The following is a 26,198-nucleotide window of genomic DNA, read 5'->3' on the forward strand; positions in this document are numbered from 1 at the left end:
GACAGATTCTGCAACTTTTGATCGATGCCATGACGTGGGGTGCCGGGCAGACTGAACTTCATGATGAAACTCTTCTCAGCCTCATTCAGTTACATGGTGCTCGGTGTTCTCTCTGGCCTGTACTACCGGGAGTTCACCAAGGCGAATGATTTCACCGGCTCGACTCAACTCGGTCTCGTGCACACCCACCTACTCACCCTCGGCTTCATCGTGCTGCTCATCGTCTTGATTCTCGAGAAGCAGTTCACCTTGTCGCGCAGCCCGCTGTTCACGTGGTTCTTCTGGGTCTACAACGCCGGTCTCATTCTCACGTCGGCAATGCTTGCGGTTCACGGGTCTCTAACCGTTGTCGGCCTCGAGTCGAACAGCGCCATCGCAGGAATCGCCGGGCTCGGCCACATCCTGCTCTCCGTCGGAATGGTGCTGTTGTTTCTTGCCCTTCGGGCTCGGCTCGTCGCGAAGCCCGACGCTGTGGAAACGTTGACCGCCCACACCCCTGCGGCAGCCGGCCCTCGAGCTACAGCACGTTGATGGCGCTGGCTCTCCAGCGGTGATCGAGGCCCTCCAAACGCAGGGCGACGGCGCGCACGCGCACCTTGCTCTTCACGATGACGACGGCCTCGATCACGCCATCACGAGGTTCAGACATGGTGATGTGCCGGATGACAAGTGTCGGACGCTGCGCGCGTTGGCCGGTGACGGCGCGGGCGCGGGCGGAGAGCACCACCCGAGTGAGGAGGTGTTTATAGACATCGTCGCTCACCCATCTGGCCAGCTGGTCGAGCTCACGTGCGCCGGCGAGCACTTCGATCACGCACCGGGTGAGGTTGATGAGGAGAGGCTCTGGATCAGGAAGCTCACTTCGGCTGGTTGGCTGTTGCCCGAAGAAGTCGTCGTCTGGAATGACGTTGCGGGACGAGGCCCTCTTCTGGGTGGCTCCCGCCACGCTGTCGTTCATTCCAGCTCCGATCTGCGTCTCCAGAAAGGTGTCGAGAATCTTTCTGGTCTTCGGGTGTGCGCATTCGATCTTTCGCGAGCGAGTCACCCCCATCTGGGGGTGGCTGCCTTGGCGGACACTCAAGCAGGCCAAGCCGGTCTTGTCTAGGTGCTGCGAAGGCCTGTGGATAACCTCTTCGGGAGGGAGACCATGACCACTAGGTTCGGGATGTGCGCTGGGACAACTTGTTTGACGACCTCGAGGGGCAACTTGAGCATGAACTGACCCTCGACGAGGTCGATCTCCGTGCAGAGCAAGAACGGCTGCGTCTCGGCCGTCTGACGCTGCGCAGCAGGCTCGTCGGACTGGGCACTGCGGCGGTCCTGCGCATCGGGTTGGTCTCAGGAGAGAGCCTCACCGTACGCCCGACGACCTTTGGTCGAGACTGGCTTGCCGCCGACATCCTGATCGCGAATCAAAGCGGGGAGCGCGGCTCAGCCGGATCGATGTGTGTGCTGCCGTTCGCCGCAATTGTCAGCGTCGTGCTCCACTCCGCGCAAATCCCGCTTTCGCTCGCGGACGAGGCGGAGTCGGCGGCCCGACTCGTCGATCGGATCGGCTTGCCGTTTGTGCTGCGCGACCTGTGCCGCAGACGCAAGCGGGTGACGATTCTCACCGTGGCCGGTGAAATCTCTGGCACGATCGACCGCGTCGGGCGGGATCATTTCGATCTGGCTGTTCATGCGGCAGGGTCATACCGGAGGGCGGCGTCCGTCACAGAGTTCAGGATCGTGCCGCTGGCCCATATCGTGTTGGTGAAGCTCGACTAGTCGACTGTGCCCAGTGGTGCTCTGCTAATCGTCTGCGCCGGTGTCAGAGTCGGGCCGGTTGATCGTGTCAGGCTGAATGATCCGCCCGCCGGAGAGCTCAGGAATGTTGCCGAAGTCTGACTGCTCCCACAATGCCAGGCGTCTCGCCTCTTCGTACTTGGCCTCAATGTAGGACTCCAGAACGACACGCTCCACGCGCCACGCTCGCGATGTACCAATGCGAATCGCGGGCAGCTCGCCGGTTCGCACCAAATCCTGCGCCTGTGCGGCGGTGATGTTCAGGATCTCCGCCGTGTCAGCGAGCGTGAGAAAGCGCCCGAGGGAGTCGGAGGACACGGAATCGGTCATGATCCGATTATGCGCTGGACGCGGTGACTCCACTGGGCGAGTGAGGTGGGTTGTGGATAACTTGCGCGCAACCTCGCCCAAGCGACGACGATGGAGCCGACGACGATCGCGCCGAGTGAATGAATCCGACGATGGGTTCAGGGCAAGGGAGTGACCTGATGAACGCAGCCGCACGGTCCGGGCGCAGCCGGTTCTGGTTCGACCCGCGGTTCTCCATCGGGATCGGACTGGTGATCACGGCGATCATCGGCGTCGTCGCCATCGTCGCCAATGCCGATGCGACGACGCCGGTGCTCGCCGCACGGGAACCGCTCATGGTCGGCGACACGATCTCCCGGTCAGACCTCGTCGCCGTGCAGGTGCGGCTGGGCACCGCATCCGACCGCTATCTGATTCCCGATGCTCTGCCGGCCGACGGGCTCGTGGTCACGCGCACCGTGGCCGCCGGCGAGCTCGTGCCGATGACAGCGGTCGGCACACAGTCCGGAATCACACTCACGAATATCGTCGTCAGGCTGCAGGGTTCGCTGCCCGCATCGATCGGGCCGGGTTCTGTCGTCGACGTGTGGGCGTCCAGGGCAGGAGAGAACGGGCAGTTCGGGCCGCCGGCGGTGCTCGTCGACGGGGCAGAGATCGTGCGCCTCGTCGCCTCCTCTGGCTTCATGACCGACGACGGCACCTCAGTCGAGATTCTGGTGCCGAAGCACGATGTGGCCGCCCTGCTTGAAGCGATGGCAAATGGCAGTGCCATCGCTGCGGTGCCCGTGAACACCCCAGTGGAGCGCTGACCGTGGCAACGTTCGCCCTGGCGCTCGACAACTCGCTTGAGGATCGCATTCTCCTCGATCTGCTCGAGCACGGGCATACGGTAATCACCCGCTCCTCGACGGCCGATGAGCTCGTTCTGGCTCTCGGGCGGGAGGCCCCAGACGTGGTGCTGGTGCTGGCCGACCGCTTGACATTGACCTCAGCGCTTTTGGCGGCGTGCGACGAGCTCGGGGTACGACTGATTGCCTTGTTCGCCTCCGACTCTGGTCGTCGGCACGCGGCGACGCTGGGGCTCTACGAAGTGCTCGACGCCGCGGCGGGGTGGTCGGAGATTGAGGCGCTCATCACCGCGGAGGTGCCGGCACCGGTTCGGGTGGGTGAGTTTTCGACTGCGAGCCAGCTGGCGAGCACAGTGATTGCCGTCTGGGGGCCAGCCGGCGCGCCGGGGCGCACCACGCTCGCCATCAACATTGCGGCAGAGATCGCGTCGGCCGGACACACTGTCGCGCTCGTCGATGCCGACACGTACAGCGGCTCCGTTGCCGCGACGCTCGGCCTGCTCGACGAAGCGCCGGGCTTTGCCGCAGCGTGCCGCCTGGCCGGCGCCGACGCACTGACTCAGACCGAACTGGAACGCATCGCCCAGCGGTACACCTCAGCGCACAGCGCGTTCTGGGTGCTCACCGGCATCGGGCGTCCGTCCCGGTGGCCTGAACTCTCAGCGGAACGCATCACCCGTACAGTCGCGGCACTCCGCCAGTGGGTCGAGTATGTCGTGATTGACACCGGGTTCAGCCTGGAGAGCGACGAAGAATTATCGAGTGACTTGTTCGCGCCGCGCCGGAATGCGGCGACACTCACGGCACTCGGTGCAGCAGACCACGTTGTCGCGTGCGGGCTGGGAGACCCGGTCGGGATGGCCCGCTTCCTGCGTTCCTGGGTAGAACTGGCCGACGTCATCACAACCTCGACGCTGACGGTTGTGATGAATCGCGTGCGGTCAAGCGCTGTCGGTCTTGATCCGAAGGGGCAGATCCTGCACACTCTGCGCCGGTTCGGCGGCATCGAGGGAGTCGTGGTGATTCCCGACGACCAACTCGCTGTCGATGCTGCGTTGCTCAACGGGCGTCCGCTGCAGGATTCGGCGCCGAAGTCGCCGGTGCGCGCCAGCATCCGTCGCCTGGTGATGACCGAGATTCTGCCGGCCGCGGCGCCAGTCCGGCCCAAACGATGGCGGATACGGCCGGCGAAGGTGCAACGCGCCTTCAGTTGATCGCTCCGGAGCGAGCGTCCGCTCCACCGGGGCAGCAGCACGGCGGCATCCGGGGCCGTAGGCTAGTGATCGTGTCGACGCTTAGTGAACTCGTACTTGCCCAGGGCCGTAGCAGCGAAGAGGATGTGGACTGGCTTCACATGCTGGTCGCCGACGGCCAGTTGATTGCCGACCTCGCCTTCGCCGACATCGTGGTGTGGGTGCCGACCGACGCGGGAAGCTTTGTTGCGGTCGCGCACATGCGCCCGTCGAGTGCAGCCACCTTGTTCTACCGTGACTTTGTCGGGCAGAACATCAAGGGCGAATGGCGCAAGCAGGTCACCGAATGTTTTGAAACGGCGAAGATCGTCGACACGACGGCTCCCGATTGGTACGAGGAGACCCCGACCCGGGTGCGTGCGATTCCGGTGATGCGCCGACTGTCGACCAGCGGTGCACAGGTGACGGATGCCCCGGTCGCCGTGCTCACCCGGCACACCAATTTGAGCGAGGCGCGCACCCCGAGCCGCCAGGAGCTCACCTTCAACGACTGCGCCAACGACCTGTTTGTAATGATCGCCTCCGGCGATTTTCCGGACCTGGGCGCACCCACCGGACCGCGTCGCGGCGCACCGCGTGCCTCCGACGGCCTGATTCGACTCGGAGTCGACGGGGTGACCACTTTCGCCAGCCCGAATGCACTTTCCGCATTCAACCGCATCGGCTTCGCCGACGAACTCGAGGGCGAGTCGCTCGCCGAGGTCACAACTCGGCTGCTGACCGGCAATGCCGTCGTCGACGAATCGTTGCCGCTCGTCGTGACCGGCCGAGCCCCCTGGCGCACCGACATCGAAGCGCGCGGGGTGACGGTGTCGTTGCGCGCGATTCCGGTGCGCAACCGCGGTGAACGCATCGGAGCGATCGTGCTCTGCCGCGACGTGACGGAATTGCGCCACCAGGAACGTGAGCTGATCACCAAAGATGCCACCATCCGCGAGATCCACCACCGGGTGAAGAACAACCTGCAGACCGTGGCATCGCTGCTGCGCATTCAGGCCAGGCGCACTCACTCTGAAGAGGCGCGTGAAGCGCTGGCGCAGGCCATGCGACGGGTGGCGGCAATCGCTGTCGTGCACGACACCCTGTCAGAGGGGCTCAGCCAGAGCGTCGACTTCGATGCCGTGTTCGACCGCGTACTGCTGCTCATCGCCGAGGTGGCCAGCGCTCACAACACAACAGCGCACCCGAAGAAATCCGGATCATTCGGCATTCTTCCGAGCGCCTACGCGACGCCGCTCGCCCTCGCGTTGACCGAACTCGTCACGAATGCCGTCGAGCACGGCCTGGCCGGACGCGAAGGCGAGGTGTCGATCGAAGCGGAACGCAACGAGGAGACCCTCACCGTGCGCGTGCGTGACAACGGCTCTGGACTGCCGGAGGGCAAGGTCGGGTCGGGACTCGGCACGCAGATCGTGCGCACACTGATTCAGGGTGAGCTGAGCGGAACCATCGACTGGCACACCATGATGGGCAGCGGCACCGAGGTGACGATCGAGATTCCCCTGCGCTACATGCAGGAGAGTTAAAGCGCGTCGAGCTTGACCGTTGCGGTCGAGTTTCCCTGCTCTGCCGGGGAAACTCGACCGCACGTGTCAAACTCGGAGAGGTGTGAACCGGCGGAGGGACGAGCCGGCGCGCAGAGAGCGCACTGGGGACACAAAAACGTGGGCCTCGGGAGACGATGATCGGTGATCATCCTCTGCCGAGGCCCACGTGAAGGTGCTGTGTGCTGCTACGAAGCGCGACGTGCGCGTGCGGCACGACGCTTCAGGGCGCGACGCTCATCTTCGCTGAGGCCACCCCAGACGCCGGAATCCTGACCGGTCTCGAGGGCGTACTGTAGGCACACCTCCGTGACGTTGCAGCGTGCGCACACGGACTTCGCCTTTTCGATCTGGTCCACTGCGGGACCAGTGTTGCCTACCGGAAAGAAAAGCTCCGGGTCAGCAGTGAGGCAGGCAGCTTTGTCGCGCCAATCCATGGGGGTGCTCCTTTATTGCGGGGGTGCATGGCCGAGAGGCCTAAATGCGATGAGTGCCGGTTGCAGGAAATGTTCAGATCAGCGCAATGTGTGAATATGCGCATAAAATCGGCTCACGTCCCTGTGAGCGTCAACCGGGCCTCAAATATGGTCCCATAATAGGGAGATCAAATCAATAGTTTTGTATGGGATTCCTCTGTGAACGACCAGCCTGACCCGATCAATTCCGCGGCTGCGCGTGCTCCGCGCCCGGTACGTCCGCCCGCGCTGCGCCTGATTATCGTGCTGCTGGCTGCCGAGGCGTTGCTGCTCTGGGTCGCCGTGGCTTGGCTGGTGCTCGAGCTTCTCACCGCCACGCCGTCGTCGCTCGGCGGCGCACTGGTGATTCTGGGGATCGTCGTGATCGCTGCGATCGGCGTGAGTGCGATCGCCGCGGGCGCCGCTCGTGGTCGCTCCTGGATGCGAAGCCCGGCGGTGACCTGGCAGCTGATGCAGATCGCCGTAGCAGTCGGCTGTTTTCAAGGTCTGTACGCGCGGCCCGACCTCGGCTGGGCTTTGCTGATCCCGTCGCTTCTCGTGCTCGTCTTGCTCTTCACGCCGCGCGTGATCGACGCGACCCGCAACACCGCGAAAGGAAATATTTCGCAATCGGAATAGTTTCGACGGTGCGGATCGTTGAGAATGGCATGGTCATGACATCCACAGCATCTACCGGCGAACTGCGCGCCTCGACCGAACAGCGTGAAGCGGCACGCTTCGGCTGGCCGGAATGGCGAGCCGCACGGTTGGCGTCGGTGGTAGCTCCGACCGGCAACCTGGCACTCGTCGAGACACGCTGGCTCGATTCGGATGCCCCGGCGCTGAGCGCCGAAGACGCACTGGTCGGTCAGCCCGACACTGTCACCGCAACGGTGCTGGCCCGCACGAATGCTGCGACAGGCCAGCCGGAGCGTGGCATCCGTCTGTGGGATGCTGCTTCGCCGTCGATCATGAACTTCGACTCCGTCACGGCGTGGGACTTCAACCCGGAATGGGTGGTCTCGGCCGTGTTCACCCCGGTAGACGCCGACCGCACCATCCCGTTCGAGCACATCCGCGACAACGGTGGAACCCGTGACCTCGTGGTTCCCGGCGACATCACCTTCACTCGCGACGGGGTTGACTACACCTTCAGCGCTTTTGACGACGACGGCACCCTGCTGCTCGTCTTCGGCGATGCGAGCAACGGCGCCACCGGCGCAGACGGAAGCTACGAAGCCGGACGTTTTCTGTTCGTGCACCGCGATGCGTCCGAATTCGGCGTCGCCGGACCCGTCGTTCTTGACTTCAACCGCGCCTTCGTGCCGCCGTGTGGTTTCTCGATTCACTACAACTGTCCGTTGCCACCACGAAACAACCGTTTCTCATTTCCGGTCGAAGCCGGCGAGAAGGCTGTTGTCTTCAGCGGTGGCCACTCTCTCTACTAACCGCGATCCGCTGGACGCGTCGATTGCTCTCAATCGATGCGTCCGTCGACCGGTTGTCGGGCAGCGTCGAAGCTGAGTCCGACCTCACACACAGCACAGGAGAATTTTCGTGAAGAAAACAACGTTGGCGATTGTCGCCACCGCCATCGCCGCAACCCTGGTACTTGCCGGCTGCGCCCCGTCCAACGGGGGCGACGCATCCACGGCGAAGGCCATCGAGGTCGGCTCGATCTACGAACCGCAGAACCTCGACAACACCGCAGGCGGCGGACAGGGCAGCGTCGAGGCGTTCAACGGCAACGTCTATGAGGGCCTGTTCAAGCTCACCGACGACGGGGCGGTCGAACCGCTGCTCGCCGCGTCGAACACGGTCAGCGAAGACGGCTTGACCTACACCTTCACCCTCGTCGACGGCGTGAAATTCCACTCCGGCAAGGCGCTCACCAGCGCCGACGTCAAGGCCAGCATCGAACGCGTCACCGCCGAAGATTCGCAGTCGGCGCGCAAGTCGAGCCTCGCCGTGATCTCCGGTATCGAGACCCCCGACGACAAGACTGTCGTCATCGACCTGTCGAGCCGCTCGATCTCGCTGCCCTACCTGCTCAGCTACGTCTGGATCGTCAACACCGAAGCGAAAGACCTGAAGACTGCCGAAGACGGAACCGGCCCGTACACGCTCGGTTCGTGGAAGCGCGGCAGCTCGCTGAGCCTGGAAGCCTGGGACGGCTACTGGGGCGAGAAGGCCAAGAACAAGGAAGTCGTCTTCAACTACTTCACCGACGCGACGGCCCTCGGCAACGCACTGCTGACCAACCAGGTCGACATCGTCACGAGCGTGCAGAGCCCGGATGCCCTGACCCAGTTTGAGAACAACCCCGACTTCACCGTCAACGACGGCAAGTCGACCACCAAAGAGGTCTTGGCCTTCAATGACCGCGTCGCACCGTTCGACAACGTCGACGTGCGCAAGGCACTCTACTCGGCGATCGACCGGAAGAAGCTGCTGAACTCCATCTGGGGCGACTACGGCACCCTGATCGGATCGATGGTTCCGCCGACCGACCCGTGGTACGAAGACCTGACCGGGGTCAACCCCTATGACACCGAGCTGTCGAAGACCCTGCTCGCCCAGGCCGGTTACCCGAACGGCTTCGAGTTCACCCTCGACACCCCGACCTACGACCCGCACCCCGCCGTTGCCGAGTTCGTGAAGAGCGAGCTGGCCAAGGTCGGCGTGACGGTGAACATCAACCCGATCAGCTCCGACGAGTGGTACACCAAGGTCTTCAAGAGCCAGGACTTCGAGGCGACGCTGCAGGAGCACGTCAACGACCGCGACGTGGTCTGGTACGGCAACCCCGACTTCTACTGGGGCTACAACAACCCGCAGGTGACCCAGTGGGTCGCCGAGGCAGAGCAGTCGGCCACCACCGACGAGCAGACCGCAAAGCTCAAGCTGGTCAACGAGCAGATCGCGAAGGATGCCGCGAGCCTCTGGCTGTATCTCTACCCGCAGATCGTCGTCTCGGCGAGCGACCTCACCGGCTACCCCGTGAATGGGCTCAACTCGCAGTTCTACGTCTACAACATCACCACGAAGTAGAGAATCTCGCTGGTCGAGGAGCGAGCGCCAGCGAGCGTCTCGAGACCTCGGAGGCCGATCCTCAAACGCGACCCAAGTTTGGAGATCGGCTCGCCGGGTCTCGAGACGCGCGCTCCTTCGTCGCGTGCTCCTCGACCAACGAGACGGATGAAACGGTAACCTGAAAGTCTCATGATCACCTATCTGCTGCGTCGCTTCGCCTTCTTGGTGATCTCGCTGCTGCTGGCCATGGTCGTGATTTTTCTGCTGCTGCGGCTCCTGCCGGGAGACCCGGCCAACGCCCTGCTCTCGGTGAACGCAACACCGGAGCAGATCGCCGCGGCCCAGGAGCAAGTGGGCAGCAACCTCCCACTCGGCGAGCAATTTCTCACCTGGTTCGGTGACATGCTGAGCCTGAACCTCGGGAGCTCGTTCATCAGCTCTCTGCCGGTCGGCCCTGAAATCATGTCGCGGCTTGCCGTCACCGTGCCCCTGACCCTGATCTCCTTCACCCTGGCCCTCGTGCTCTCCCTGTTCGTCGGCTTCATCGCCGCCTGGAAAGCCAACACCTGGTATGGCGCCGGACTCTCCGCGCTGTCGCAGCTCGGCATCGCCGTGCCGGCGTTCTGGGTGGGCATCCTTCTCGTCAGCGCGTTCTCGGTGAACCTCCGGTGGTTTCCGTCGGGCGGGTTTCCGCGCGACGACTGGGCGGATCCGGCCGCGGCGCTCCACTCGCTCGCCCTGCCGATTTTCACCATCACGATCGTGATGACCGCGTCGATCTCCCGCTATGTCAGGTCGGCGACCCTCGACGTGCTCGGGAGCGATTTTTTGCGTTCGGCCCGAGCCCTCGGTTCCGGGTTTCGCGAGGCGATGTGGCGGCATGGGCTACGCAACGGCTCGGTTCCGGTGATCTCGATCCTCGGCATCGAACTGGCCACCACGTTTCTGGGTGCCGTCGTCGTGGAGAGCGTGTTCAACCTGCCCGGACTCGGCACCATGCTGCTGAAGGCGATCGCACAACATGACTACCCGAACATCCAGGGCATCTTGCTCATCTCGACCTTCGTGGTGCTGGTGATCGGTTTCATCGCCGACATCGTGCAGCGCCTCGTTGACCCTCGCCTGCGTGGCAGCGTCTCGGGGAATCGATGAGCGCCGCCGTCGAAGTGCGCGCGGATGCGCCCGGCCCCGTGCGGCGACGGACACGTCGGTCGGTGACCCTGTCGATCGGTCTCGTGCTGGTGGGGATCGTTGTGATCACCGCGGTCGTGTCGCTGTTGTGGCTGCCTTATCCGCTTTCCGACACCACGGGCGGCCGACTTGAGGGTCCAAGCCCCGAGCACTGGCTCGGCACCGACAAACTCGGTCGGGACCTGCTCAGCCAGCTGATGGTCGGCGCCCGGATCGCGCTCGTCGTCGGCGCGGGCGCGACCCTGATCGCCGCGGTGCTCGGCGTCTCCCTCGGGCTGGCCGCAGCATTCGCCACCGACTGGCTCGACGACACCCTCTCGGCCTTTCTCGACATTCTGATCGCATTCCCGGTGCTGCTGCTGGCGATGCTCATCGTTGCCGCGCAGGGGGCGTCGCTCTGGTCGGCGACGCTGGCGATCGGTATCGCGATGTCGGCGATCGTCGCACGGCTCACCCGCGTCTTGGCCAAACGGGTGCTCGGCACGCAGTACATCACCGCCGCGCGCACTTCCGGCACCAGCCGGCCCGGCATCATCGCGCAGCACGTGCTGCCGAACATCGCGCCGACGCTGGGCGTCAACCTCGCCTTGCAATTCGGAATCGCAGTGCTTGCAGAGGCCAGCCTCTCGTACCTGGGCCTCGGCGCTCCGCCGCCCAACGCGTCATGGGGCCGGATGCTGCAGGAAGCCCAGGGGACTGTCGCGACGGCGCCGGTCGGTGCGATCGCGCCAGGGCTCGCCCTCGTCATTCTCGTCATCGGCGTGAATCTCGTCGCCGATGGTCTGCGGGATGTCGCCGATCCGACCCGGAGGAGATCACGGTGAGCCTGGTAGTGGTGTCGGACCTGTCGGTTGCGACCAGCGACGGGGTGCCGCTCGTGCGCGCGCTGTCGTTCGAACTCGCTCCGGGGGAGCGCCTCGGCCTGATCGGTGAGTCTGGATCGGGCAAATCACTCACCGCGCTCGCTCTGACCGGTTTGCTCGCACCGGGGCTCGGCGCTTCGGGCAGCGTTGTGCTCGATGGTCGTGAAATCATCGGCACCGACGAACGCGAGCTGGTGACGCTGCGCGGACGCGTGGCGGCTGTGGTCTTTCAAGACCCGCTCTCGGCACTTGACCCGCTGATGCGGATCGGCGCCCAGCTCGCCGAGCCCCTGCGTCGACACCGGGGACTTCGCGGCGCCGCCCTGAAAATGGCGGTCAGCGACGCGCTTACCGAGGTGAGCCTGCCGGATCCGGAGCGCATGGCCCGGTCATACCCGCATGAGGTGTCGGGTGGTCAGCGCCAGCGGGTCGCGATCGCGCTGGCCCTGGCCTGCCGCCCGCAACTGCTGATTGCCGACGAACCGACGACGGCGCTGGACGTGACGGTACAGGCCGAGGTGCTTGACCTGCTCGACCGCCTCGTCGCCGAGCGCAACATGGCGTTGCTGTTCATCAGCCATGACCTCGCGGTCGTGGCCAGGATGGCTGACCAAGTGATTGTGATGAGAAGGGGCGAAGCCGTGGAATCCGGATCGTTGGCGGCGCTGCTGAAGGCGCCCGGGCATCCGTACACGGCAGAGCTCGTGGCAAGCGCCCGCGCCCTCGACGTCGCATTGGAACTCTCGTGACCGCGCTGCTGGAGCTTCAGGGCGTCGGTTTCTCCTATCGGGGTGGGGCACAGGCCGTCGACGACGTGTCGTTCGCCGTGACAGAGGGCCGCAGCGTCGGTCTCGTCGGCGAATCGGGGGCAGGCAAGACCACGCTCGTGAAGCTGCTGCTCGGGCTGGCGACGCCCACCAGCGGCACGGTGCTCTTCGACGGGGCTCCGCTCGTGCCGCGGGATCGGGCACAGATGCGCAGATTCCGCCGCAGCGTGCAGACGGTGTTTCAAGACCCCTACTCGTCGCTCGACCCCCGGCAGAACGTGTTTCGGATCGTGGCAGAACCGCTCAGATCGCTGGGAATTGCGTCGGGGGCCGAACTGTCCGACCGGGTGAGCGCGGCGTTGGCGGCCGTCCATTTGCCGGCGGATGCCGCTGGCCGGTTTCCGCACGAATTCTCGGGTGGTCAGCGGCAACGCATCGCGATCGCCCGGGCGATTGCGCCGGGGCCGCGACTGTTGCTCGCCGACGAGCCGGTCAGCGCGCTCGACGTGACGACGCGCATCCAGATCATGGAGCTGCTGGCCGAGCTCGGTCGAACCACCGGCCTGACGGTGCTCATGGTCTCGCACGACCTCAGCGTGGTGGCCGCGCTGTGTGCGGAGACGGTGGTGCTGCAACGGGGCCGTGTGGTCGAGCAGGGGGATACCGCATCGGTGCTTGGCGCCCCACGTGAGGACTACACACGGCGGTTGCTTGCAGCGGTGCCGCGGTTGCCCGCACTCTAAGCGGGCGGCGGAAGTCTCGGCGCACCTCCTCCCATTCGACGGAGTTTGAGCGCGAACCTGGCCAAATTTGGCTCGAAAGTGCCTCAGAGGCGAAAATCTCCGTCGAATGGGAGAGCGCAGTCCAGTGCAGGGCGCCGCTACGCGTCGATGCCGAGTTTCTTGCGCAGGCTGGCGACGTGGCCGGTGGCCTTGACGTTGTAGAGCGCCAGCTGGATGAGGCCGGCCTCGTCGATCACGAAGGTCGAGCGCAGCACGCCGGTGACGATCTTGCCGTAGAGGTTCTTCTCGCCGTAGGCGCCGTAGGCGTTGTGCACGGTGAGATCCTCGTCGGAGAGCAGCGGAAAGTTGACGGCGTCGTGCTCTTGGAACTGCTTGAGCTTGGCCGGGGCATCCTTCGAGATGCCGAGCACCTGGTAGCCGGCGGATTTCAGCGAGCCGAGGTTGTCGCGGAAGTCGCAGGCCTGCGTCGTGCAGCCGGGGGTCATCGCGGCCGGGTAGAAGTAGACGACGACCTTCTGGCCCGCGTAGTCGGCGAGCGAGACGGATACGCCGTCTTGGTCGGTGAGGGTGAAGGCGGGAGCGGTGTCGCCGGCGGCCAGGCGCGTTGAATCAGTCATGGTTCAACGCTACCCGGTGCCGTTACCTGTTGCCGTCGCGAGCCGGTGGGTGGATTCGACCGTCGGATGTGGCTAAATCCGGTAATCCTCGGCTGGCACGGGGCTCCGCCGCACTGCTTCGGCGCCACCCGCCGCGATTACCGGAGTTACCCACCAACCCCAGCTACCTTGCGCACAGCACACAGCACCCGGTTGATCGGAGAGTGACCAGACGGGATGGCGGGGCGAGGGGCGCTAGTGCGAAGGCGCGTTGGCGAATGTGGTGAGCAGTCGCTGCAGCGAATCGAGGCGCGCCTTGCCGGTTTCGCCGAGGGCTCCGGCTTCGACGGCCTCCATGATGGCGCAATCGGGGGAGTCGGGCAGGTGGGTGCAACCGCGCGGGCAGTTCTCGGCGATGGTGGCGAGGTCGGTGAACGCCTTGAGGATGTTGTCGGTGTTGATGTGGCCAAGCCCGAATGAACGCACACCGGGGGTGTCGATGACCCAGCCGCGGCCGGCATCCGTCTCGAGACGCAGCGAGATCGTCGACGACGAGGTGTGCCGGCCGCGACCGGTGACGGTGTTGACGACGCCGACGGCACGCTTGGCGTCGGGAACCAGCCCGTTCACAAGCGTTGACTTGCCGACACCGGAGTGTCCGACGAAAACCGTGTCATGCCCGATCAATGCTTCGGAGATCTCGGCAAGCGGCATGACGTCTTCGCGACTGCGAAAGACCCGCAGGTCGAGTCCGGCGAAGTTACTGAGGAACTCGGCCGGGTCGGCGAGGTCGGTCTTGGTGATGCAGAGAATCGGCGTGACGCCGGCGTCGTAGGCGGCAACGAGGTAGCGGTCGACGAGACGGATGCGCGGCTCGGGGTTCGCCGCGGCGACGACGATGAGCATCTGGTCCGCGTTGGCGACGATGACGCGTTCGACGGCGTCTGTGTCGTCGGCGCTGCGACGGAGCAGCGTCGTGCGCGGCACGATCCGCACAATGCGGGAGAGGCTGCCTTCCGCCCCTGTCGTGTCGCCGACGATGTCGACGCGGTCGCCGGTGACGACGGCCTTTTTGCGCAGCTCGCTGGCTCTGGCGGCGGTCACCCGGCGCTCTTCGGGGAGTCCCTCGTCGAGCATGACCGTGTAGCGGCCGCGGTCGACAGAGAGGATGCGCCCGGTCAGCGCATCTTCATGCCCCGGCCGGGTCTTCGTGCGCGGCTTGTTTCCCTTACGATTCGGCCGGATTCGCACGCTTGATTCGTCGAATTCGGGCTCGTCGTCTTCGTCGGTCGTCCACCAGCTCATCGGATCACGGTCCTGATCGCGTGCTGCATGCGCATCTAGAGCACGGCCTCACCGATGAGATTCTGCCAAAGTTCGGGAAACTGCGGCAGCGTCTTGGCGGTGGTCTTGATGTTCTCGATCTCGACGCCCGGAACAGCGAGGCCGATGATCGCACCGGTGGTCGCCATCCGGTGGTCGTCGTAGCTGCGCCATGGTCCGCCGTGCAGGGGGCGCGGCTCGATGTGCAGGCCGTCGTCGAGTTCGGTCACCTTTCCGCCGAGTCCGTTGATCTCGGCGGCGAGTGCGGCGAGGCGGTCGGTCTCGTGGTGGCGAATGTGGCCGATGCCGGTGAAGGTGCTCGGCGAATCGGCCAGGGCGGCCAGAGCAACGAGGTTCGGCACGAGTTCACCGCCGGTCGACAGGTCGAGTTCGACGCCACGGATGCTGCTGCCTCCTGTGACCGTCAGGCGATCGCCGTCGCGGGTCACCGTCGCACCGAACAGCGGCAACAGGTCGATCAGATCGGCGCCCACCTGGGTGGTCTCGGCCGGCCAGCCGATGATCGTCACGCTGCCGCCGGCCACGAGGGCTGCGGCGAGGAACGGGGCGGCGTTGGACAGGTCGGGTTCGATGTCGATCTCGGCCCCATGGATGGCGCCGGCCGGCACGATCCACTCGCCGACCGACGGGCTCTCGACGGTGACACCGCGCCCGGCAAGGGTGGCGATGGTCATTTCGATGTGGGGGAGGCTCGGCAGACGCTCGCCGTCGTGGCGGAGGTGCAGGCCGTTGTCGAACCGGGATCCGGCCAACAGTAAGGCTGAGACGAACTGGCTCGACGAGCCGGCGTCGATGGTGACGTCGCCACCGGCGAGCGAACCGGTGCCGTGCACGGTGAAGGGCAGCGCCATGCGTCCGTCGTCGTTGATGTCGGCACCGAGTGCGCGCAGCGACGAGACGGTGGTCGCCATCGGGCGGCGGCGGGCTCCTTCGTCACCGTCGAACGTTGTCGGGCCGAGGGCCAGTGTCGCAACGACGGGGAGGAACCGCATGACGGTTCCGGCCAGGCCGCAGTCGATGGTGGTCGAACCGAACAGCTCACCGGGGGTGATCCGCAGGTCGTCGCCATATTCGCCGTTGCCAGGCACCGATTCGATCGTCGTGCCGAGCTGGCGCAGTGCCTCGACCATGAGGTCGCTGTCGCGGGAGTGCAGGGGAGCGCGAAGAAGCGAGGGCGAATCGGCCAGAGCCGACAAGACGAGTTCGCGGTTCGTGAGCGATTTCGAGCCCGGCAGGCCGAGGGCGGCGGTGAGCGGGCCGTGCGCGACGGGCGCCGGCCAGAGCACAGTGGCGTCGTCTGGCGCGTTGTCGCCGTAAGGATTGAACTCCGGCTTGGAATATCTCGAGATCAGCATCGGTTATCAGAATAGTCGGTGCAATGAAGATGAGGGAGGTCCGGTGGCTGCACAGCTACTTCTTGAACGGCCGAGCACACCCCAGGCCAACGGCCTAGGATTGCCGGTGATGACTTCAGACACGCCACTTCCCTCCACCCTGCAGGAGACGACAGAGCTGGCCGATAAGAGAGACCTGTTCGAAGAACAGGCTTTGCCCTTCATCGACCAGCTGTACGCCGCTGCAATGCGCATGACGCGTAACCCGTCGGATGCGCAAGATCTGGTTCAAGAGACGTTTGTCAAGGCGTTCGCCGCGTTCAAACAATTCGAGCAGGGCACAAACCTCAAGGCGTGGCTCTACCGAATCCTCACCAATACGTTCATCAACACCTACCGCAAGAAGCAGCGCGAGCCCTATCAGGGCACCATCGATGAGCTCGAAGATTGGCAGCTGGGCGGTGCCGTGTCGACAACGGCGATGGCGAGCAGGTCGGCCGAGGCCGAGGCTATCGATCACCTGCCCGACAGTGCCGTCAAAGACGCTCTGCAGGCCATCCCTGAGGACTTCAGGTTGGCCGTCTATTTCGCCGACGTCGAAGGCTTCTCCTACCAGGAGATCGCCGAAATCATGAAAACACCGATTGGCACAGTGATGAGCCGCCTGCATCGGGGCAGACGGTTGCTTCGCGACATGTTGTCCGGTTACGCCGCCGAGCGTGGGCTCGGCACGGGGCAGGCAGCAAGCCAAAAGAAGTCTGGGAGTACGAAGAAATGACTGACTGTGGATGCGAGAAAGCCAAGGCTGAACTCGAAGAATATCTGCACAACGAACTCTGCCGAGAAGATGCGGCGGACGTGCGCGAGCACCTCGCGAGTTGTGCCGACTGCAGCAGCGAACATCTCGTGGGCCGCACGCTCACCGAGGTGATGCAGCGCGCCTGCAAGGAGAGCGCTCCGGAAGACCTGCGCGACATGGTGCTGCTGAAGCTGCGCGCCATTCAGTCAGCGCACTAGTCAGCACGCTCGGTCGGCACGACCCCTCCCGGCGCTACACCTCTCGAATTGAACTGAGCAGGAACGTGGCACCTGTCGGGTCGTTGACCTGCGCAAAGGTGCCGAACTCGGTGTCCCACGGCTCACGCTGCACCGCCCCGCCGAGCTCGGAGACCCGTCGCGCCGCATCCGCCACGTCGGCGACGCCGAGATAGAGCAACCAGTGCGAGGGCACGCCGGGCGGCAGATAAGTGTCTGAATCGTAGATGCCACCGGTGAAGCCGTCGCTCGGACCGAATGTGCTGTAGCGGAATTCGTCGGTGTTGGAGAGCGGCGTGAGTTTCAAGCCGAAGACGTTTTCGTAGAACGGTACCGCAGCGTTCCAGTCGCGCGTGCTGAGCTCGATCCACACCGGTGTTCCGGCCTCCCCGAACCGGCCGAACCCGGTGTGCGCCGCCGACTGCCAGATTCCGAAGACGGCACCCGACGGGTCGGCGAGAATGGCCATTCGCCCTTGTTCGCCGACGGTCATGGGCGGGGCAAGCTCCTGCCCGCCTGCTTCGAGAGCGGCGGCGGTAGTGACGTCGGCATCCGCCGTCGAGAGATAGGTGGTCCAGGCGCTGCGCTGCGCCTCGGCGCCGGGCATAGCGCCCGCGAGACCGGCGACCTGGGCGTCGCCGTTCCAGAACGTGACGTAGTTGCCGTACTCCGGGCCCGACGTTGTCGCGGTCCAGCCGAAGAGTGCGGTGTAGAACGCCTGGGCGGATGCGGGATCGGTGGACATCAGGTCGACCCAACAGGGTTCGCCGAGGCGGGTCGTGTCGTGAGCAGGCATGCTCAGGCTCCTTTCGAGCGCGGCGTGCGGCAAGCCTACGTCTGGCCTCCGGCCCCGACAAGAGGAGCCGGATCTCTGGCTTGTGGCGCTGGCACGAAGAGCCGAATCTGGATGATTCAAACTTTTGACGGAAGCACGCGGACGTTCTACGGGGCTAACGTCGGCTGTGTGATGAACAAATCTTCTCTGTCCACCCGCTCTGGGGTGCCCCTCTGGCTGCGCGCGCTGATTCCCGTTGTACTGATTCTGATCTGGTTCGCGCTGTTCGGCGCCGGCGGAGCCTCATTCGGGCAGATCAGCGCGGTGTCGAAAAACGACCTGGTGCAGCAGCTGCCGGCCAGCGCCGATGCCACCCAGGTGCAGGCGTTGCAGAGTGAGTTCCGCGGCACTGAAACGATTCCGGCGGTGATCGTCTTTCAGCGAGATGGCGGGCTGACCGCGGCCGATCAAACGGCCGTTGACGCCCAGATCAACCGGATCGCGACTCTTCCCGGGGTGATGAAAGACGGGGTGTCCCCGGCGATTCTCTCGGAAGACGGCCAAGCGATCGAGGTTGTTGCCAGTCTGGACAGCAGTGTGAAACCGGCAACGACGGTTGAGGCGCTCCGGAGTTCGATCGCCGACAATCCGATCGATGGGGTCAGTGTCTACGTGACAGGGCCGGCCGGCCTCACCGCCGATCTGACCGGGGCGTTCGCCGGGATCGACGGCATCCTGCTGATCACCGCCCTCATCGCTGTGTTCATCATTCTGATCATCGTCTACCGGTCACCGCTGCTGCCTCTGATCGTGTTGGGCACGAGCCTTGCTGCACTCTGCGCGTCGGTGCTCGTTGTGGTCGCGCTCGCCAAAGCAGAGCTGCTTATTCTCACCGGGCAAACCCAGGGCATCCTCTTCATTCTGGTGATCGGTGCCGCCACCGACTACTCCTTGCTCTACGTGTCGAGATTTCGGGAGGCCTTGCGCGACAACGAACGTAAATGGGATGCGACCTGGGTGGCGCTTCGTGGGGCGTTCGAGCCGATTCTTGCTTCGGGTGGCACGGTGATCGTTGCCCTGCTCTGCCTGCTTTTCAGCGATCTCAACTCCAACAAGTCGCTGGGCCCCGTGGCGGCCATCGGCATCGCGTTCGCGGTGTTGGCGGCACTGACTCTGCTGCCCGCTCTGTTGCTCTGGGCGGGGCGCACCGCGTTCTGGCCGGTGCGCCCGAAACTCGGCACCCCGCATCCGGCCGTCTCAGGGCCGAACGCGAAGGGCATCTGGCCGAAAGTGGCCCGGCTCATCGACAAGCGTGCGCGCCTGGTCTGGATCTCCTGTACCGTTCTCTTGGCGATCGCCTGCCTGGGAGTGTTCCAGCTCAAGGCCGACGGTGTGCCGCAGAGCGCATTCGTCTTGGGACAGTCGGAGGCACGTGACGGCCAGGCTGTTCTCGGCGAACACTTTCCGGGCGGCTCGGGAGAACCCGCCGTCATTATCGCGCCGGAAGACTCGCTGCACGAGGTCGCTGACATCGTGCTCGGCACGCAGGGGGTTGCCTCACTCTCGGTGATATCGGCCGACTCGGTGTCGGGAACGCTGCCGGTGACGACAGCCGGTGTGCAGGCGTTTGGCCCTCCCGGCACTCCGCCGGGTGCCCCGACGGTGGTCGACGGTCGCGTGATGCTGCAGGCGACACTCGACGATGCGGGGGATTCGCCGGCCGCCGAACAGACGGTGCGGGGGCTGCGCACCGAGCTGACGGATGCCGACAGCAGCGTGCTCGTCGGAGGAACGACGGCCATCGCGATTGACACCAACGACACGGCCATTCATGACCGTGACCTGATCATCCCGATCATTCTCGTCGTCATCCTGCTCATCTTGATGCTTCTGCTGAGGTCGATTCTGGCTCCGATTCTACTGATCGGCACCGTCGTGCTCTCGTTCGGTGCGGCGCTCGGCGTCTCGGCGTGGGTGTTCGACGGAGTGTTCAACTTTCCGGGGGCAGACCCGTCGGTGCCGATGTTCGGCTTCGTCTTCTTGGTGGCTCTCGGGATCGACTACAACATCTTCTTGATGACGAGAGTGCGTGAGGAATCGATCGCTCACGGCACCCGGGAGGGGATTCTGCGCGGACTCGTCGCAACCGGAGGGGTGATCACCTCGGCCGGGATCGTGCTCGCGGCGACGTTTGCGGCGCTCGGAGTGCTTCCGATTCTGTTCCTCGCCCAGATCGCGTTCATCGTCGCTTTCGGGGTGCTGCTCGACACCTTCGTGGTGCGGTCGCTCCTCGTGCCGGCGCTGGCGCACGACATCGGCCCGAAGATCTGGTGGCCGTCGAAACTCGCGCGGCGGTAGGGCGGCCCGACCAACGAGAGGGTGTCGCGCAGATTCAGCTGTGGGCCGATGCACGCCGTGCGGAGGGATGCGGGTGGTCAGGGCTGGACATGATCGTGCGGTGGCACGAGGGTGAACGCACCCGTCAGTGTTCGTCGCTGCCGCCGCCGAGCTGAATCAGCCGGGACTCCTCCAGGTCGAGCATGTGCGCGGCGGCCTCGGTGATTCGCGAACTGTACGTACCGGTGGAGCGGGCATCGAGCAGGGCGTCACGTTCGGCCTGCAGAACCCGCAGGCGGAGCGCACGCCGTTGTTCGAGGGGGCCGACGCTGTCTGTCACTGTCAGTTCAGACACCGCCTCGCTGGCGAGCTGGCTGTCGTGCCGCACCTGCTCAATGACCTGGGGGTCGAAGGGCTTGCCGTTGTCCTGGCGAAGAGAGGGGTTGTCCAGTGTCGAAACGCCGAGCCCGCCGATCTCGGCGAGGAGACCGGCCAACTCGACCCGGTCGGCGTCGACGCTCGTGCCCACGATTCCCAGCCTCCGGATGAGCAGAGGAAGCGTGCTGCCCTGCAGGAGGAGCGAGGCGACAGCGACGGTGAACGCGATCAGGATGAGCTGCGGACGGTAGGGAATGCTGTGGGGTAGTGACTGCGCGGCGGCCAGCGTCACCACACCGCGCATCCCCGACCAGGCGAGCACCGCACCTCCTCGCCAGCCGAGTCCTTCTGAGCGGAGAAAATCAACGTCGGCTTGCCTACGCGTCAGAAATCGGCGCAACCGGCGAAGTCCGCGTTCGGACCGTTCGTCGACGACTTCCCAGGTGTCGATGGTCTTTCTGACGCCCTTCAGGCGCGCGTCGGTGCGCTCTGCCCGACGTTGATCATGCCGCAGAAGCGCAATCAGCGGGATGACGAAGAGTATTCGCACCACGATGAGAAGGCCAGTGGCGAGGAGGCCGAACAGCACGGCATGGTCGACACCGAGCTTGTCTTCGGTGACCTGCTCGATGAGTGGCTTCAGCTCGAGACCCATCAGCAGAAAGACGCCATTCTCGAGCACGAACTGCACGGTGCGCCAGTTGATGCGCTCGGTGATGCGGTCTTGGGCGGTGAAATACCGGGCGCTACGATGCCCGGTCACGAGGCCGGCGACGACGACAGCGAGCACCCCTGAGGCGTTGACGGCTTCAGCCGGGGCATACGCGAGAAACGGAACGGCGAACGAAATCGTGGTGTTGAGGATCGGGTTGTCGAGTTTTGATCGGAACCAGACCGTCAGATAGCCGACCACAAGCCCAACGACGATAGCCGCAGCGACCGCGAAGGCGAAGTCGCCGGCCACCTGCCAGAGTGAGACAGTGCCGGCCGTTGCGGCCAGGGCTGATCGAAGCAAGACCAGGGCCGTCGCATCATTGACGAGGCCCTCGCCTTCGAGCACCGTTACGAGGCGCGGAGGGAGCCCGAGACGTTTGCCGATGGATGTCGCGGCGACGGCATCCGTCGGGCTGATGACGGCACCGATCGCGATCGCGGCGGGGAGCGTGAGTTCGGGAAACAGCCACCAGAACAGCAGGCCGGACAGCAGCGCAGAGACGATGACGAGCAGCACAGACAGGCCGGTGATCGCTTTGATGTTGCGGCGGAAGTCGGTCAGGGGAACGGTGACGGCCGCCGAGTAGAGGATCGGCGGCAGCACGAGGGCAAGAATCAGCTCCGGCGGAACATCGACCGGCGGCAGGCCGGGAAGAAAGCTGCAGACGATCCCGACGACGACCAGAACGAGCGGGGCCGCAACCCCGAGCTTGCGGGCGAACGTCGAGACCAGAACGATGACGACGAGGCTGAAGAGACCGAGAAGCGCGTAGGACACGGGTCAACTCTAGGCGCAGGGAAGTGGTGCAGTTCGATCTCCCCGAGTCATGCGCCAACCGCCCATTCGACGGAGATTTTTGTGAATAGGGCCAAAAACGGTCCGATTTCGGCCCGATTCGGGGCTGAGGGAAAAAATCTCCGTCGAATGGGCGTTGCCACCAGGCCTCGACACATGAGTGTGGCCCGGTCGATGTCGACCGGGCCACACTCGTTCAGGCGCGACTAGAGCGTCAGCGCGCCCTTGATCAGATCTGCCTGCTCAGCCGCGTGACGCTTGGCCGAACCGGCTGCCGGTGAGGCAGAAGGCGCCCGCGAGAACAGGCGAACCGCGCGCGGGCCCAGCTTGTTGGTCTCGAGGTAGAAGAACGGCCAGGCACCCTGGTTCTCCGGCTCATCCTGCACCCAGGCGAGTTCGGCGTTGGGGTATTCGGCCGCAACCGCCTTCAGCTCGACCGCGGGAAGCGGGTAGAACTGCTCGAGACGCACCAGTGCGATCTCGGGGTTCGGGTTCTTCTCCAGCTCGTTGAGCAGGTCGTAGTAGAGCTTGCCCGCCATGAACAGAACGCGCTTGACCGCGCTCTTGTCAGTGATGCGCGCATCATCGATGACCGGCTCGAACTTGCCATTGGTGAACGCCGGGATGTCGCTGGTCGCGCCGCGCAGGCGCAACATCGCTTTCGGGGTGAAGACGACCAACGGGCGACGGGGGCGCATATAGGCCTGACGACGCAACAGGTGGAAGTACGACGCCGGGGTCGACGGCCGCGCAACGGTCATGTTGTTCTCGGCACAGAGCTGCAGGAATCGCTCGATTCGAGCCGACGAGTGGTCGGGACCCTGGCCTTCGTAGCCGTGCGGCAGCAGCAGCACGACGCTCGAGCGCTGGCCCCACTTCTGTTCGGCCGACGAGATGAACTCGTCGATGATGGTCTGCGCGCCGTTGGCGAAGTCGCCGAACTGGGCTTCCCAGAGCACGAGGGCGTCGGCGCGTTCGACCGAGTAGCCGTACTCGAAGCCCATGGCGGCGTACTCGCTGAGCAGCGAGTCGTAGATCCAGAATCGGGCCTGGTTATCGCTCAAATTGGCCAGCGGCAGCCATTCCTGGCCATTGACCCGGTCGTGCAGAACCGCGTGACGCTGCACGAACGTGCCGCGGCGGGCATCCTGACCGGCGAAACGTACAGGGGTGCCTTCGACGAGCAGCGAGCCCAGGGCGAGGAGCTCGCCGAACGCCCAGTCGATCTTGCCGCTGCGGCTCATCTCGAGGCGCTTGGCGAGCAGCTGCTGCAGCTTGGTGTGCACCGTGAAACCGGCCGGCTTGTTGTTGAACGCATCGCCGATCAGGGCGACGACGTTCTCGGGAACACCGGTGGACTCCGGTTCGCCGGCGGCGTCGTCTTGATCCTGGCTGATCGGGAGGCCCAGGCTGTTGGTCGCCGAACCGGTGATCACGGGGATCGACTCCGACTGGGCGGCGTGGGTCTCCATGAAGGCGCGCTCGAGGCGGTCCTGGAAGTCGCGGTGAGCGGCTTCGTACTCCTCAACGGTGATGTCACCACGACCGACGAGAGCCTCGGTGTACAGCTTGCGCACCGACCGCTTGGCTTCGATCAGGTTGTACATCAACGGCTGCGTCATCGAGGGGTCGTCGCCCTCGTTGTGCCCGCGTCGGCGGTAGCAGACGAGGTCGATCACGACGTCGCGCTTGAATTCCTGGCGGTACGCGAAGGCGAGTTCTGCGACCCGCACCACGGCTTCAGGGTCATCCCCGTTGACGTGGAAGATGGGCGCCTGAATGGTCTTGGCGACATCAGTGGCGTAGATCGAGCTGCGGCCTTCGCCGGGAGGGGTGGTGAACCCGACCTGGTTGTTGACCACGATGTGGATGGTGCCGCCCGTGCGGTAGCCGCGGAGCTGCGACATTTGCAGGGTTTCAACGACGATGCCCTGGCCGGCCATTGCCGCGTCGCCGTGGATGAGGATGGGCAGCGTCGAGAAGGTGCCGATGGGCTTGCGGTCTTGCTTGGCCCGCACGATGCCTTCGAGCACACCGTCGGCGGCTTCGAGATGCGAGGGGTTGGCAGCCAGGTAGACCGGGATCTCTTCACCGTTGGCGCCGCGGAAGGTGCCCTCTGTACCGAGGTGGTACTTGACGTCGCCTGAGCCCTGAACGGTGCGCGGGTCTTGTGTGCCTTCGAACTCACGGAAGATGTGACCGTAGGTCTTGCCGGCGATGTTGGTGAGCACGTTGAGACGACCGCGGTGCGCCATGCCGATGGCGACCTCATCGAGGCGCTGTTCGGCGGCACCCTGAAGAATCGAGTCGAGCAGGGCGATGGTTGACTCGCCGCCCTCGAGGCTGAACCGCTTCTGGCCGACGTACTTGGTCTGCAAGAACGTCTCGAATGCCTCGGCCTCGTTGAGCTTGCCGAGAATGCGCATCTGCTCGTCGTGAGTGGGCTTCTCGTAAGCCTTCTCGATCTTCTCCTGCACCCACTTGCGCTGGATCGGGTCTTGGATGTGCATGTACTCGATGCCCGTCGTGCGGCAGTACGAGTCGCGCAGCACGCCGAGGATCTCGCGCAGCGGCATCCGTCGACGGTCACCGAAGTTGCCGGTCACGAACTCACGGTCGAGGTCCCAGAAGGTGAGACCGTGGCTCGCAATGTCGAGGTCGGGGTGCGAACGCTGCACGTATTCGAGCGGGTCGATGTCGGCCATCAGGTGGCCGCGCACGCGGTAGGCGTTGATGAGTTCCTGCACACGGGCCGTCTTGTCGACGGCGCTGGCGAGGTCGACGCTGATGTCGGGTGCCCAGTGGATCGGGTCATACGGGATGCGCATCGCCGCGAAGATGTCTTCGTAGAAGTTGTGCTGACCGATCAGAAGCTCGTGAACGATCTTGAGGAACTCGCCGGAGCCGGCACCCTGAATGACGCGGTGGTCATAGGTGCTGGTCAGCGTGATGGTCTTCGAGATGGCCAGGCTGGTCAGCGTCTTGAGGCTGGCTCCCTGGAATTCGGCCGGGTAGTCGAGGGCGCCGGCGCCGATGATGCAGCCCTGGCCCTTCATCAGACGCGGGACCGAGTGCACGGTGCCGATGCCGCCGGGGTTGGTCAGCGACATGGTGGCGCCGGAGAAGTCATCGGCGGTCAGCTTGTTCTTGCGGGCACGGGCGACGAGGTCTTCGTAGGCGGTGAGGTACTCACCGAAGGTCATCGTGTCGGCGCGCTTGATCGACGGCACCATCAGGGCGCGGCTGCCGTCGGGCTTCGGGATGTCGATGGCGAGACCCATGCCGACGTGTGCAGGGGCGATCACCGACGGCTTGCCGTCGACCTCGTCGTAGTAGACGTTCTGGCTCGGGAACATCTTGAGGGCACGAATCAACGCCCAGCCGATGAGGTGGGTGAACGACACCTTGCCACCACGGGCACGCTTCATGTGGTTGTTGATGACGATGCGGTTGTCGATCAGAAGCTTCGCCGGAATGGTGCGCACGCTCGTGGCGGTGGGCACGGTGAGGCTGACAGCCATGTTCGTGGCCAGCGACTTCGATGCACCGCGCAGAGGGGTGACGACGTCGACGACCGCTGGGGTGTCGGTGGTGACCGGCACGATCTTCTGCGGGCTCGTGATCGGAGCGTCGGCAGGAACCGGCTCTGGCTTCGGCGCGACAGACGTCGTGCGTGCGGCAGGCTGGCTGCCGATCACGGTGATCGGCGCGGTGACCGGCGCAGCGGTGGGCGCGGCGGCGGCAGGAACTGCAGGCGCAGCATCCGGTGCCGTGGCGGCCGGGCCGCTTGCGTGCTGGCCGTTCGCGGTCTGGTGGTAGCTCTCGAGAACCGGCCACCATGATTGGTCTACCGAGTTCTTATCAACGAGATACCTCTCGTACAGCTCATCAACGAGCCACTCATTCGCTCCGAATTCGCCCGACGTCGTTTCGTCGGATCCTCCACCGGTCAACTGGCTTGGCACAGCCCGATCGCCCACTCTCTCCGTTGATTCTGGATGCACCAGGCGACAAAGAATCGCCGGTTCAGTTTGCCCTTCAAGCCTAATCCAATACCAAGCTGCTGCGTTCACCGACGCGGCGCGCTAGCGTGGTTCG

24 protein-coding genes are annotated in these 26,198 nt (G+C 64.7%); 15 read left to right on the forward strand and 9 right to left on the reverse strand.

Features of this window, described 5'->3' with window-relative positions:
* The first annotated feature begins 60 nt into the window (after positions 1-60).
* Positions 61-531 carry a DUF2871 domain-containing protein gene (locus tag ABD791_RS18860; RefSeq protein ID WP_345069427.1) on the forward strand — a complete coding sequence of 157 codons (471 nt, stop codon included), beginning with the start codon at positions 61-63 and terminating at the stop codon, positions 529-531.
* Here ABD791_RS18860 and ABD791_RS18865 read toward each other — a convergent pair.
* Positions 518-958: an Rv3235 family protein gene (locus ABD791_RS18865; protein WP_345069428.1), complete on the reverse strand. Its 441-nt coding sequence runs from the start codon at positions 956-958 to the stop codon at positions 518-520. The genes ABD791_RS18860 and ABD791_RS18865 overlap by 14 nt on opposite strands.
* A gap of 209 nt (positions 959-1,167) precedes the next feature.
* Here ABD791_RS18865 and ABD791_RS18870 point away from each other — a divergent pair, with 209 nt between their 5' ends.
* The gene (locus tag ABD791_RS18870; protein ID WP_345069429.1) at positions 1,168-1,767 is read left to right on the forward strand and encodes a hypothetical protein; all 600 of its coding nucleotides are present in this window, start codon (positions 1,168-1,170) and stop codon (positions 1,765-1,767) included.
* 24 nt (positions 1,768-1,791) lie between these two features.
* On the opposite strand, the gene ABD791_RS18875 is transcribed toward ABD791_RS18870, so the two are convergent.
* Complete coding sequence (locus ABD791_RS18875; protein ID WP_345069430.1) at positions 1,792-2,115, reverse strand: helix-turn-helix domain-containing protein; 324 nt, start codon at positions 2,113-2,115, stop codon at positions 1,792-1,794.
* A 158-nt stretch (positions 2,116-2,273) separates the two neighbouring features.
* Between ABD791_RS18875 and ABD791_RS18880 the strand changes: the two genes are divergently transcribed.
* From ABD791_RS18880 to ABD791_RS18890, 3 genes are all read left to right on the forward strand, one after another.
* Positions 2,274-2,903 carry an SAF domain-containing protein gene (locus tag ABD791_RS18880; RefSeq protein ID WP_345069431.1) on the forward strand — a complete coding sequence of 210 codons (630 nt, stop codon included), beginning with the start codon at positions 2,274-2,276 and terminating at the stop codon, positions 2,901-2,903.
* Positions 2,904-2,905: 2 nt separating this feature from the next.
* A complete protein-coding gene (locus ABD791_RS18885) occupies positions 2,906-4,156 on the forward strand; it encodes a CpaE/TadZ family protein (protein ID WP_345069432.1) in 1,251 nt (416 codons plus the stop codon).
* Positions 4,157-4,227: 71 nt separating this feature from the next.
* A complete protein-coding gene (locus tag ABD791_RS18890) occupies positions 4,228-5,721 on the forward strand; it encodes a sensor histidine kinase (RefSeq protein ID WP_345069433.1) in 1,494 nt (497 codons plus the stop codon).
* Between the two features lie 206 nt (positions 5,722-5,927).
* Here the strand turns inward: ABD791_RS18890 and ABD791_RS18895 are convergent, their stop codons facing one another.
* Positions 5,928-6,176: a WhiB family transcriptional regulator gene (locus ABD791_RS18895; protein WP_035837005.1), complete on the reverse strand. Its 249-nt coding sequence runs from the start codon at positions 6,174-6,176 to the stop codon at positions 5,928-5,930.
* A gap of 198 nt (positions 6,177-6,374) precedes the next feature.
* On the opposite strand from ABD791_RS18895, the gene ABD791_RS18900 reads away from it, so the two are divergent.
* The 7 genes from ABD791_RS18900 to ABD791_RS18930 all read left to right on the forward strand — a co-directional run bounded on the left by ABD791_RS18900 (position 6,375) and on the right by ABD791_RS18930 (position 12,791).
* On the forward strand, positions 6,375-6,833 hold the full coding sequence (locus ABD791_RS18900; RefSeq protein WP_345069436.1) for a hypothetical protein: 459 nt from the start codon (positions 6,375-6,377) through the stop codon (positions 6,831-6,833).
* A 35-nt stretch (positions 6,834-6,868) separates the two neighbouring features.
* Entirely contained in the window at positions 6,869-7,642 is a 774-nt protein-coding gene (locus ABD791_RS18905) for a DUF1684 domain-containing protein (RefSeq protein ID WP_345069437.1), read from the forward strand.
* Positions 7,643-7,751: 109 nt separating this feature from the next.
* Positions 7,752-9,245 (forward strand): ABC transporter substrate-binding protein, encoded by a 1,494-nt coding sequence (locus ABD791_RS18910; RefSeq protein ID WP_345069438.1) that lies wholly within the window; start codon positions 7,752-7,754, stop codon positions 9,243-9,245.
* 171 nt (positions 9,246-9,416) lie between these two features.
* Positions 9,417-10,379 carry an ABC transporter permease gene (locus ABD791_RS18915; RefSeq protein ID WP_345069439.1) on the forward strand — a complete coding sequence of 321 codons (963 nt, stop codon included), beginning with the start codon at positions 9,417-9,419 and terminating at the stop codon, positions 10,377-10,379.
* Positions 10,376-11,242, forward strand: coding sequence for an ABC transporter permease (locus ABD791_RS18920; RefSeq protein ID WP_345069440.1), 867 nt, complete (start codon positions 10,376-10,378; stop codon positions 11,240-11,242). The genes ABD791_RS18915 and ABD791_RS18920 overlap by 4 nt, the downstream gene beginning before the upstream one ends.
* Positions 11,239-12,030, forward strand: coding sequence for an ATP-binding cassette domain-containing protein (locus ABD791_RS18925; RefSeq protein ID WP_345069441.1), 792 nt, complete (start codon positions 11,239-11,241; stop codon positions 12,028-12,030). The genes ABD791_RS18920 and ABD791_RS18925 overlap by 4 nt, the downstream gene beginning before the upstream one ends.
* Entirely contained in the window at positions 12,027-12,791 is a 765-nt protein-coding gene (locus ABD791_RS18930) for an ABC transporter ATP-binding protein (protein ID WP_345069442.1), read from the forward strand. The genes ABD791_RS18925 and ABD791_RS18930 overlap by 4 nt, the downstream gene beginning before the upstream one ends.
* A gap of 137 nt (positions 12,792-12,928) precedes the next feature.
* On the opposite strand, the gene bcp is transcribed toward ABD791_RS18930, so the two are convergent.
* From bcp to aroA, 3 genes are all read right to left on the reverse strand, one after another.
* Complete coding sequence (bcp, locus tag ABD791_RS18935) at positions 12,929-13,408, reverse strand: thioredoxin-dependent thiol peroxidase (RefSeq protein WP_345069443.1); 480 nt, start codon at positions 13,406-13,408, stop codon at positions 12,929-12,931.
* Between the two features lie 234 nt (positions 13,409-13,642).
* Positions 13,643-14,692 carry a ribosome small subunit-dependent GTPase A gene (gene rsgA / locus ABD791_RS18940; protein ID WP_345069444.1) on the reverse strand — a complete coding sequence of 350 codons (1,050 nt, stop codon included), beginning with the start codon at positions 14,690-14,692 and terminating at the stop codon, positions 13,643-13,645.
* A gap of 35 nt (positions 14,693-14,727) precedes the next feature.
* Positions 14,728-16,086: a 3-phosphoshikimate 1-carboxyvinyltransferase gene (aroA, locus tag ABD791_RS18945; RefSeq protein ID WP_345069445.1), complete on the reverse strand. Its 1,359-nt coding sequence runs from the start codon at positions 16,084-16,086 to the stop codon at positions 14,728-14,730.
* 109 nt (positions 16,087-16,195) lie between these two features.
* Between aroA and ABD791_RS18950 the strand changes: the two genes are divergently transcribed.
* The gene (locus ABD791_RS18950; RefSeq protein ID WP_345069775.1) at positions 16,196-16,843 is read left to right on the forward strand and encodes a sigma-70 family RNA polymerase sigma factor; all 648 of its coding nucleotides are present in this window, start codon (positions 16,196-16,198) and stop codon (positions 16,841-16,843) included.
* The gene (locus tag ABD791_RS18955) at positions 16,840-17,082 is read left to right on the forward strand and encodes a zf-HC2 domain-containing protein (RefSeq protein WP_345069446.1); all 243 of its coding nucleotides are present in this window, start codon (positions 16,840-16,842) and stop codon (positions 17,080-17,082) included. Before ABD791_RS18950 ends, ABD791_RS18955 begins: the two co-directional genes overlap by 4 nt.
* 34 nt (positions 17,083-17,116) lie before the next feature.
* On the opposite strand, the gene ABD791_RS18960 is transcribed toward ABD791_RS18955, so the two are convergent.
* Entirely contained in the window at positions 17,117-17,896 is a 780-nt protein-coding gene (locus ABD791_RS18960) for a VOC family protein (RefSeq protein ID WP_345069447.1), read from the reverse strand.
* A 171-nt stretch (positions 17,897-18,067) separates the two neighbouring features.
* On the opposite strand from ABD791_RS18960, the gene ABD791_RS18965 reads away from it, so the two are divergent.
* Positions 18,068-20,233, forward strand: a complete 2,166-nt coding sequence (locus ABD791_RS18965) for an MMPL family transporter (RefSeq protein WP_345069448.1) — start codon at positions 18,068-18,070, stop codon at positions 20,231-20,233.
* 124 nt (positions 20,234-20,357) lie between these two features.
* Here ABD791_RS18965 and ABD791_RS18970 read toward each other — a convergent pair whose 3' ends face one another.
* Both ABD791_RS18970 and ABD791_RS18975 read right to left on the reverse strand, forming a co-directional pair.
* A complete protein-coding gene (locus ABD791_RS18970; RefSeq protein WP_345069449.1) occupies positions 20,358-22,082 on the reverse strand; it encodes a cation:proton antiporter in 1,725 nt (574 codons plus the stop codon).
* A 224-nt stretch (positions 22,083-22,306) separates the two neighbouring features.
* Positions 22,307-26,065, reverse strand: a complete 3,759-nt coding sequence (locus tag ABD791_RS18975; protein ID WP_345069450.1) for a multifunctional oxoglutarate decarboxylase/oxoglutarate dehydrogenase thiamine pyrophosphate-binding subunit/dihydrolipoyllysine-residue succinyltransferase subunit — start codon at positions 26,063-26,065, stop codon at positions 22,307-22,309.
* Positions 26,066-26,198 lie beyond the last annotated feature (133 nt).

It is taken from the genome of Glaciibacter kafniensis, from assembly GCF_039538945.1.
GTDB lineage: Bacteria > Actinomycetota > Actinomycetes > Actinomycetales > Microbacteriaceae > Cryobacterium > Cryobacterium kafniensis.

Excerpts from the sequence above, each read along its gene's own strand:
- ABD791_RS18915 (WP_345069439.1), top strand. The coding sequence starts at position 9,417 with ATGATCACCTATCTGCTGCGTCGCTTCGCCTTCTTGGTGATCTCGCTG.
- ABD791_RS18860 (WP_345069427.1), top strand. The coding sequence starts at position 61 with ATGATGAAACTCTTCTCAGCCTCATTCAGTTACATGGTGCTCGGTGTT.
- aroA (WP_345069445.1), bottom strand. The coding sequence starts at position 16,086 with ATGCTGATCTCGAGATATTCCAAGCCGGAGTTCAATCCTTACGGCGAC.
- ABD791_RS18920 (WP_345069440.1), top strand. The coding sequence starts at position 10,376 with ATGAGCGCCGCCGTCGAAGTGCGCGCGGATGCGCCCGGCCCCGTGCGG.
- ABD791_RS18950 (WP_345069775.1), top strand. The coding sequence starts at position 16,196 with ATGACTTCAGACACGCCACTTCCCTCCACCCTGCAGGAGACGACAGAG.
- ABD791_RS18965 (WP_345069448.1), top strand. The coding sequence starts at position 18,068 with ATGAACAAATCTTCTCTGTCCACCCGCTCTGGGGTGCCCCTCTGGCTG.
- bcp (WP_345069443.1), bottom strand. The coding sequence starts at position 13,408 with ATGACTGATTCAACGCGCCTGGCCGCCGGCGACACCGCTCCCGCCTTC.
- ABD791_RS18880 (WP_345069431.1), top strand. The coding sequence starts at position 2,274 with ATGAACGCAGCCGCACGGTCCGGGCGCAGCCGGTTCTGGTTCGACCCG.
- ABD791_RS18955 (WP_345069446.1), top strand. The coding sequence starts at position 16,840 with ATGACTGACTGTGGATGCGAGAAAGCCAAGGCTGAACTCGAAGAATAT.
- rsgA (WP_345069444.1), bottom strand. The coding sequence starts at position 14,692 with ATGAGCTGGTGGACGACCGACGAAGACGACGAGCCCGAATTCGACGAA.
- ABD791_RS18875 (WP_345069430.1), bottom strand. The coding sequence starts at position 2,115 with ATGACCGATTCCGTGTCCTCCGACTCCCTCGGGCGCTTTCTCACGCTC.
- ABD791_RS18905 (WP_345069437.1), top strand. The coding sequence starts at position 6,869 with ATGACATCCACAGCATCTACCGGCGAACTGCGCGCCTCGACCGAACAG.
- ABD791_RS18865 (WP_345069428.1), bottom strand. The coding sequence starts at position 958 with ATGAACGACAGCGTGGCGGGAGCCACCCAGAAGAGGGCCTCGTCCCGC.
- ABD791_RS18960 (WP_345069447.1), bottom strand. The coding sequence starts at position 17,896 with ATGCCTGCTCACGACACGACCCGCCTCGGCGAACCCTGTTGGGTCGAC.
- ABD791_RS18895 (WP_035837005.1), bottom strand. The coding sequence starts at position 6,176 with ATGGATTGGCGCGACAAAGCTGCCTGCCTCACTGCTGACCCGGAGCTT.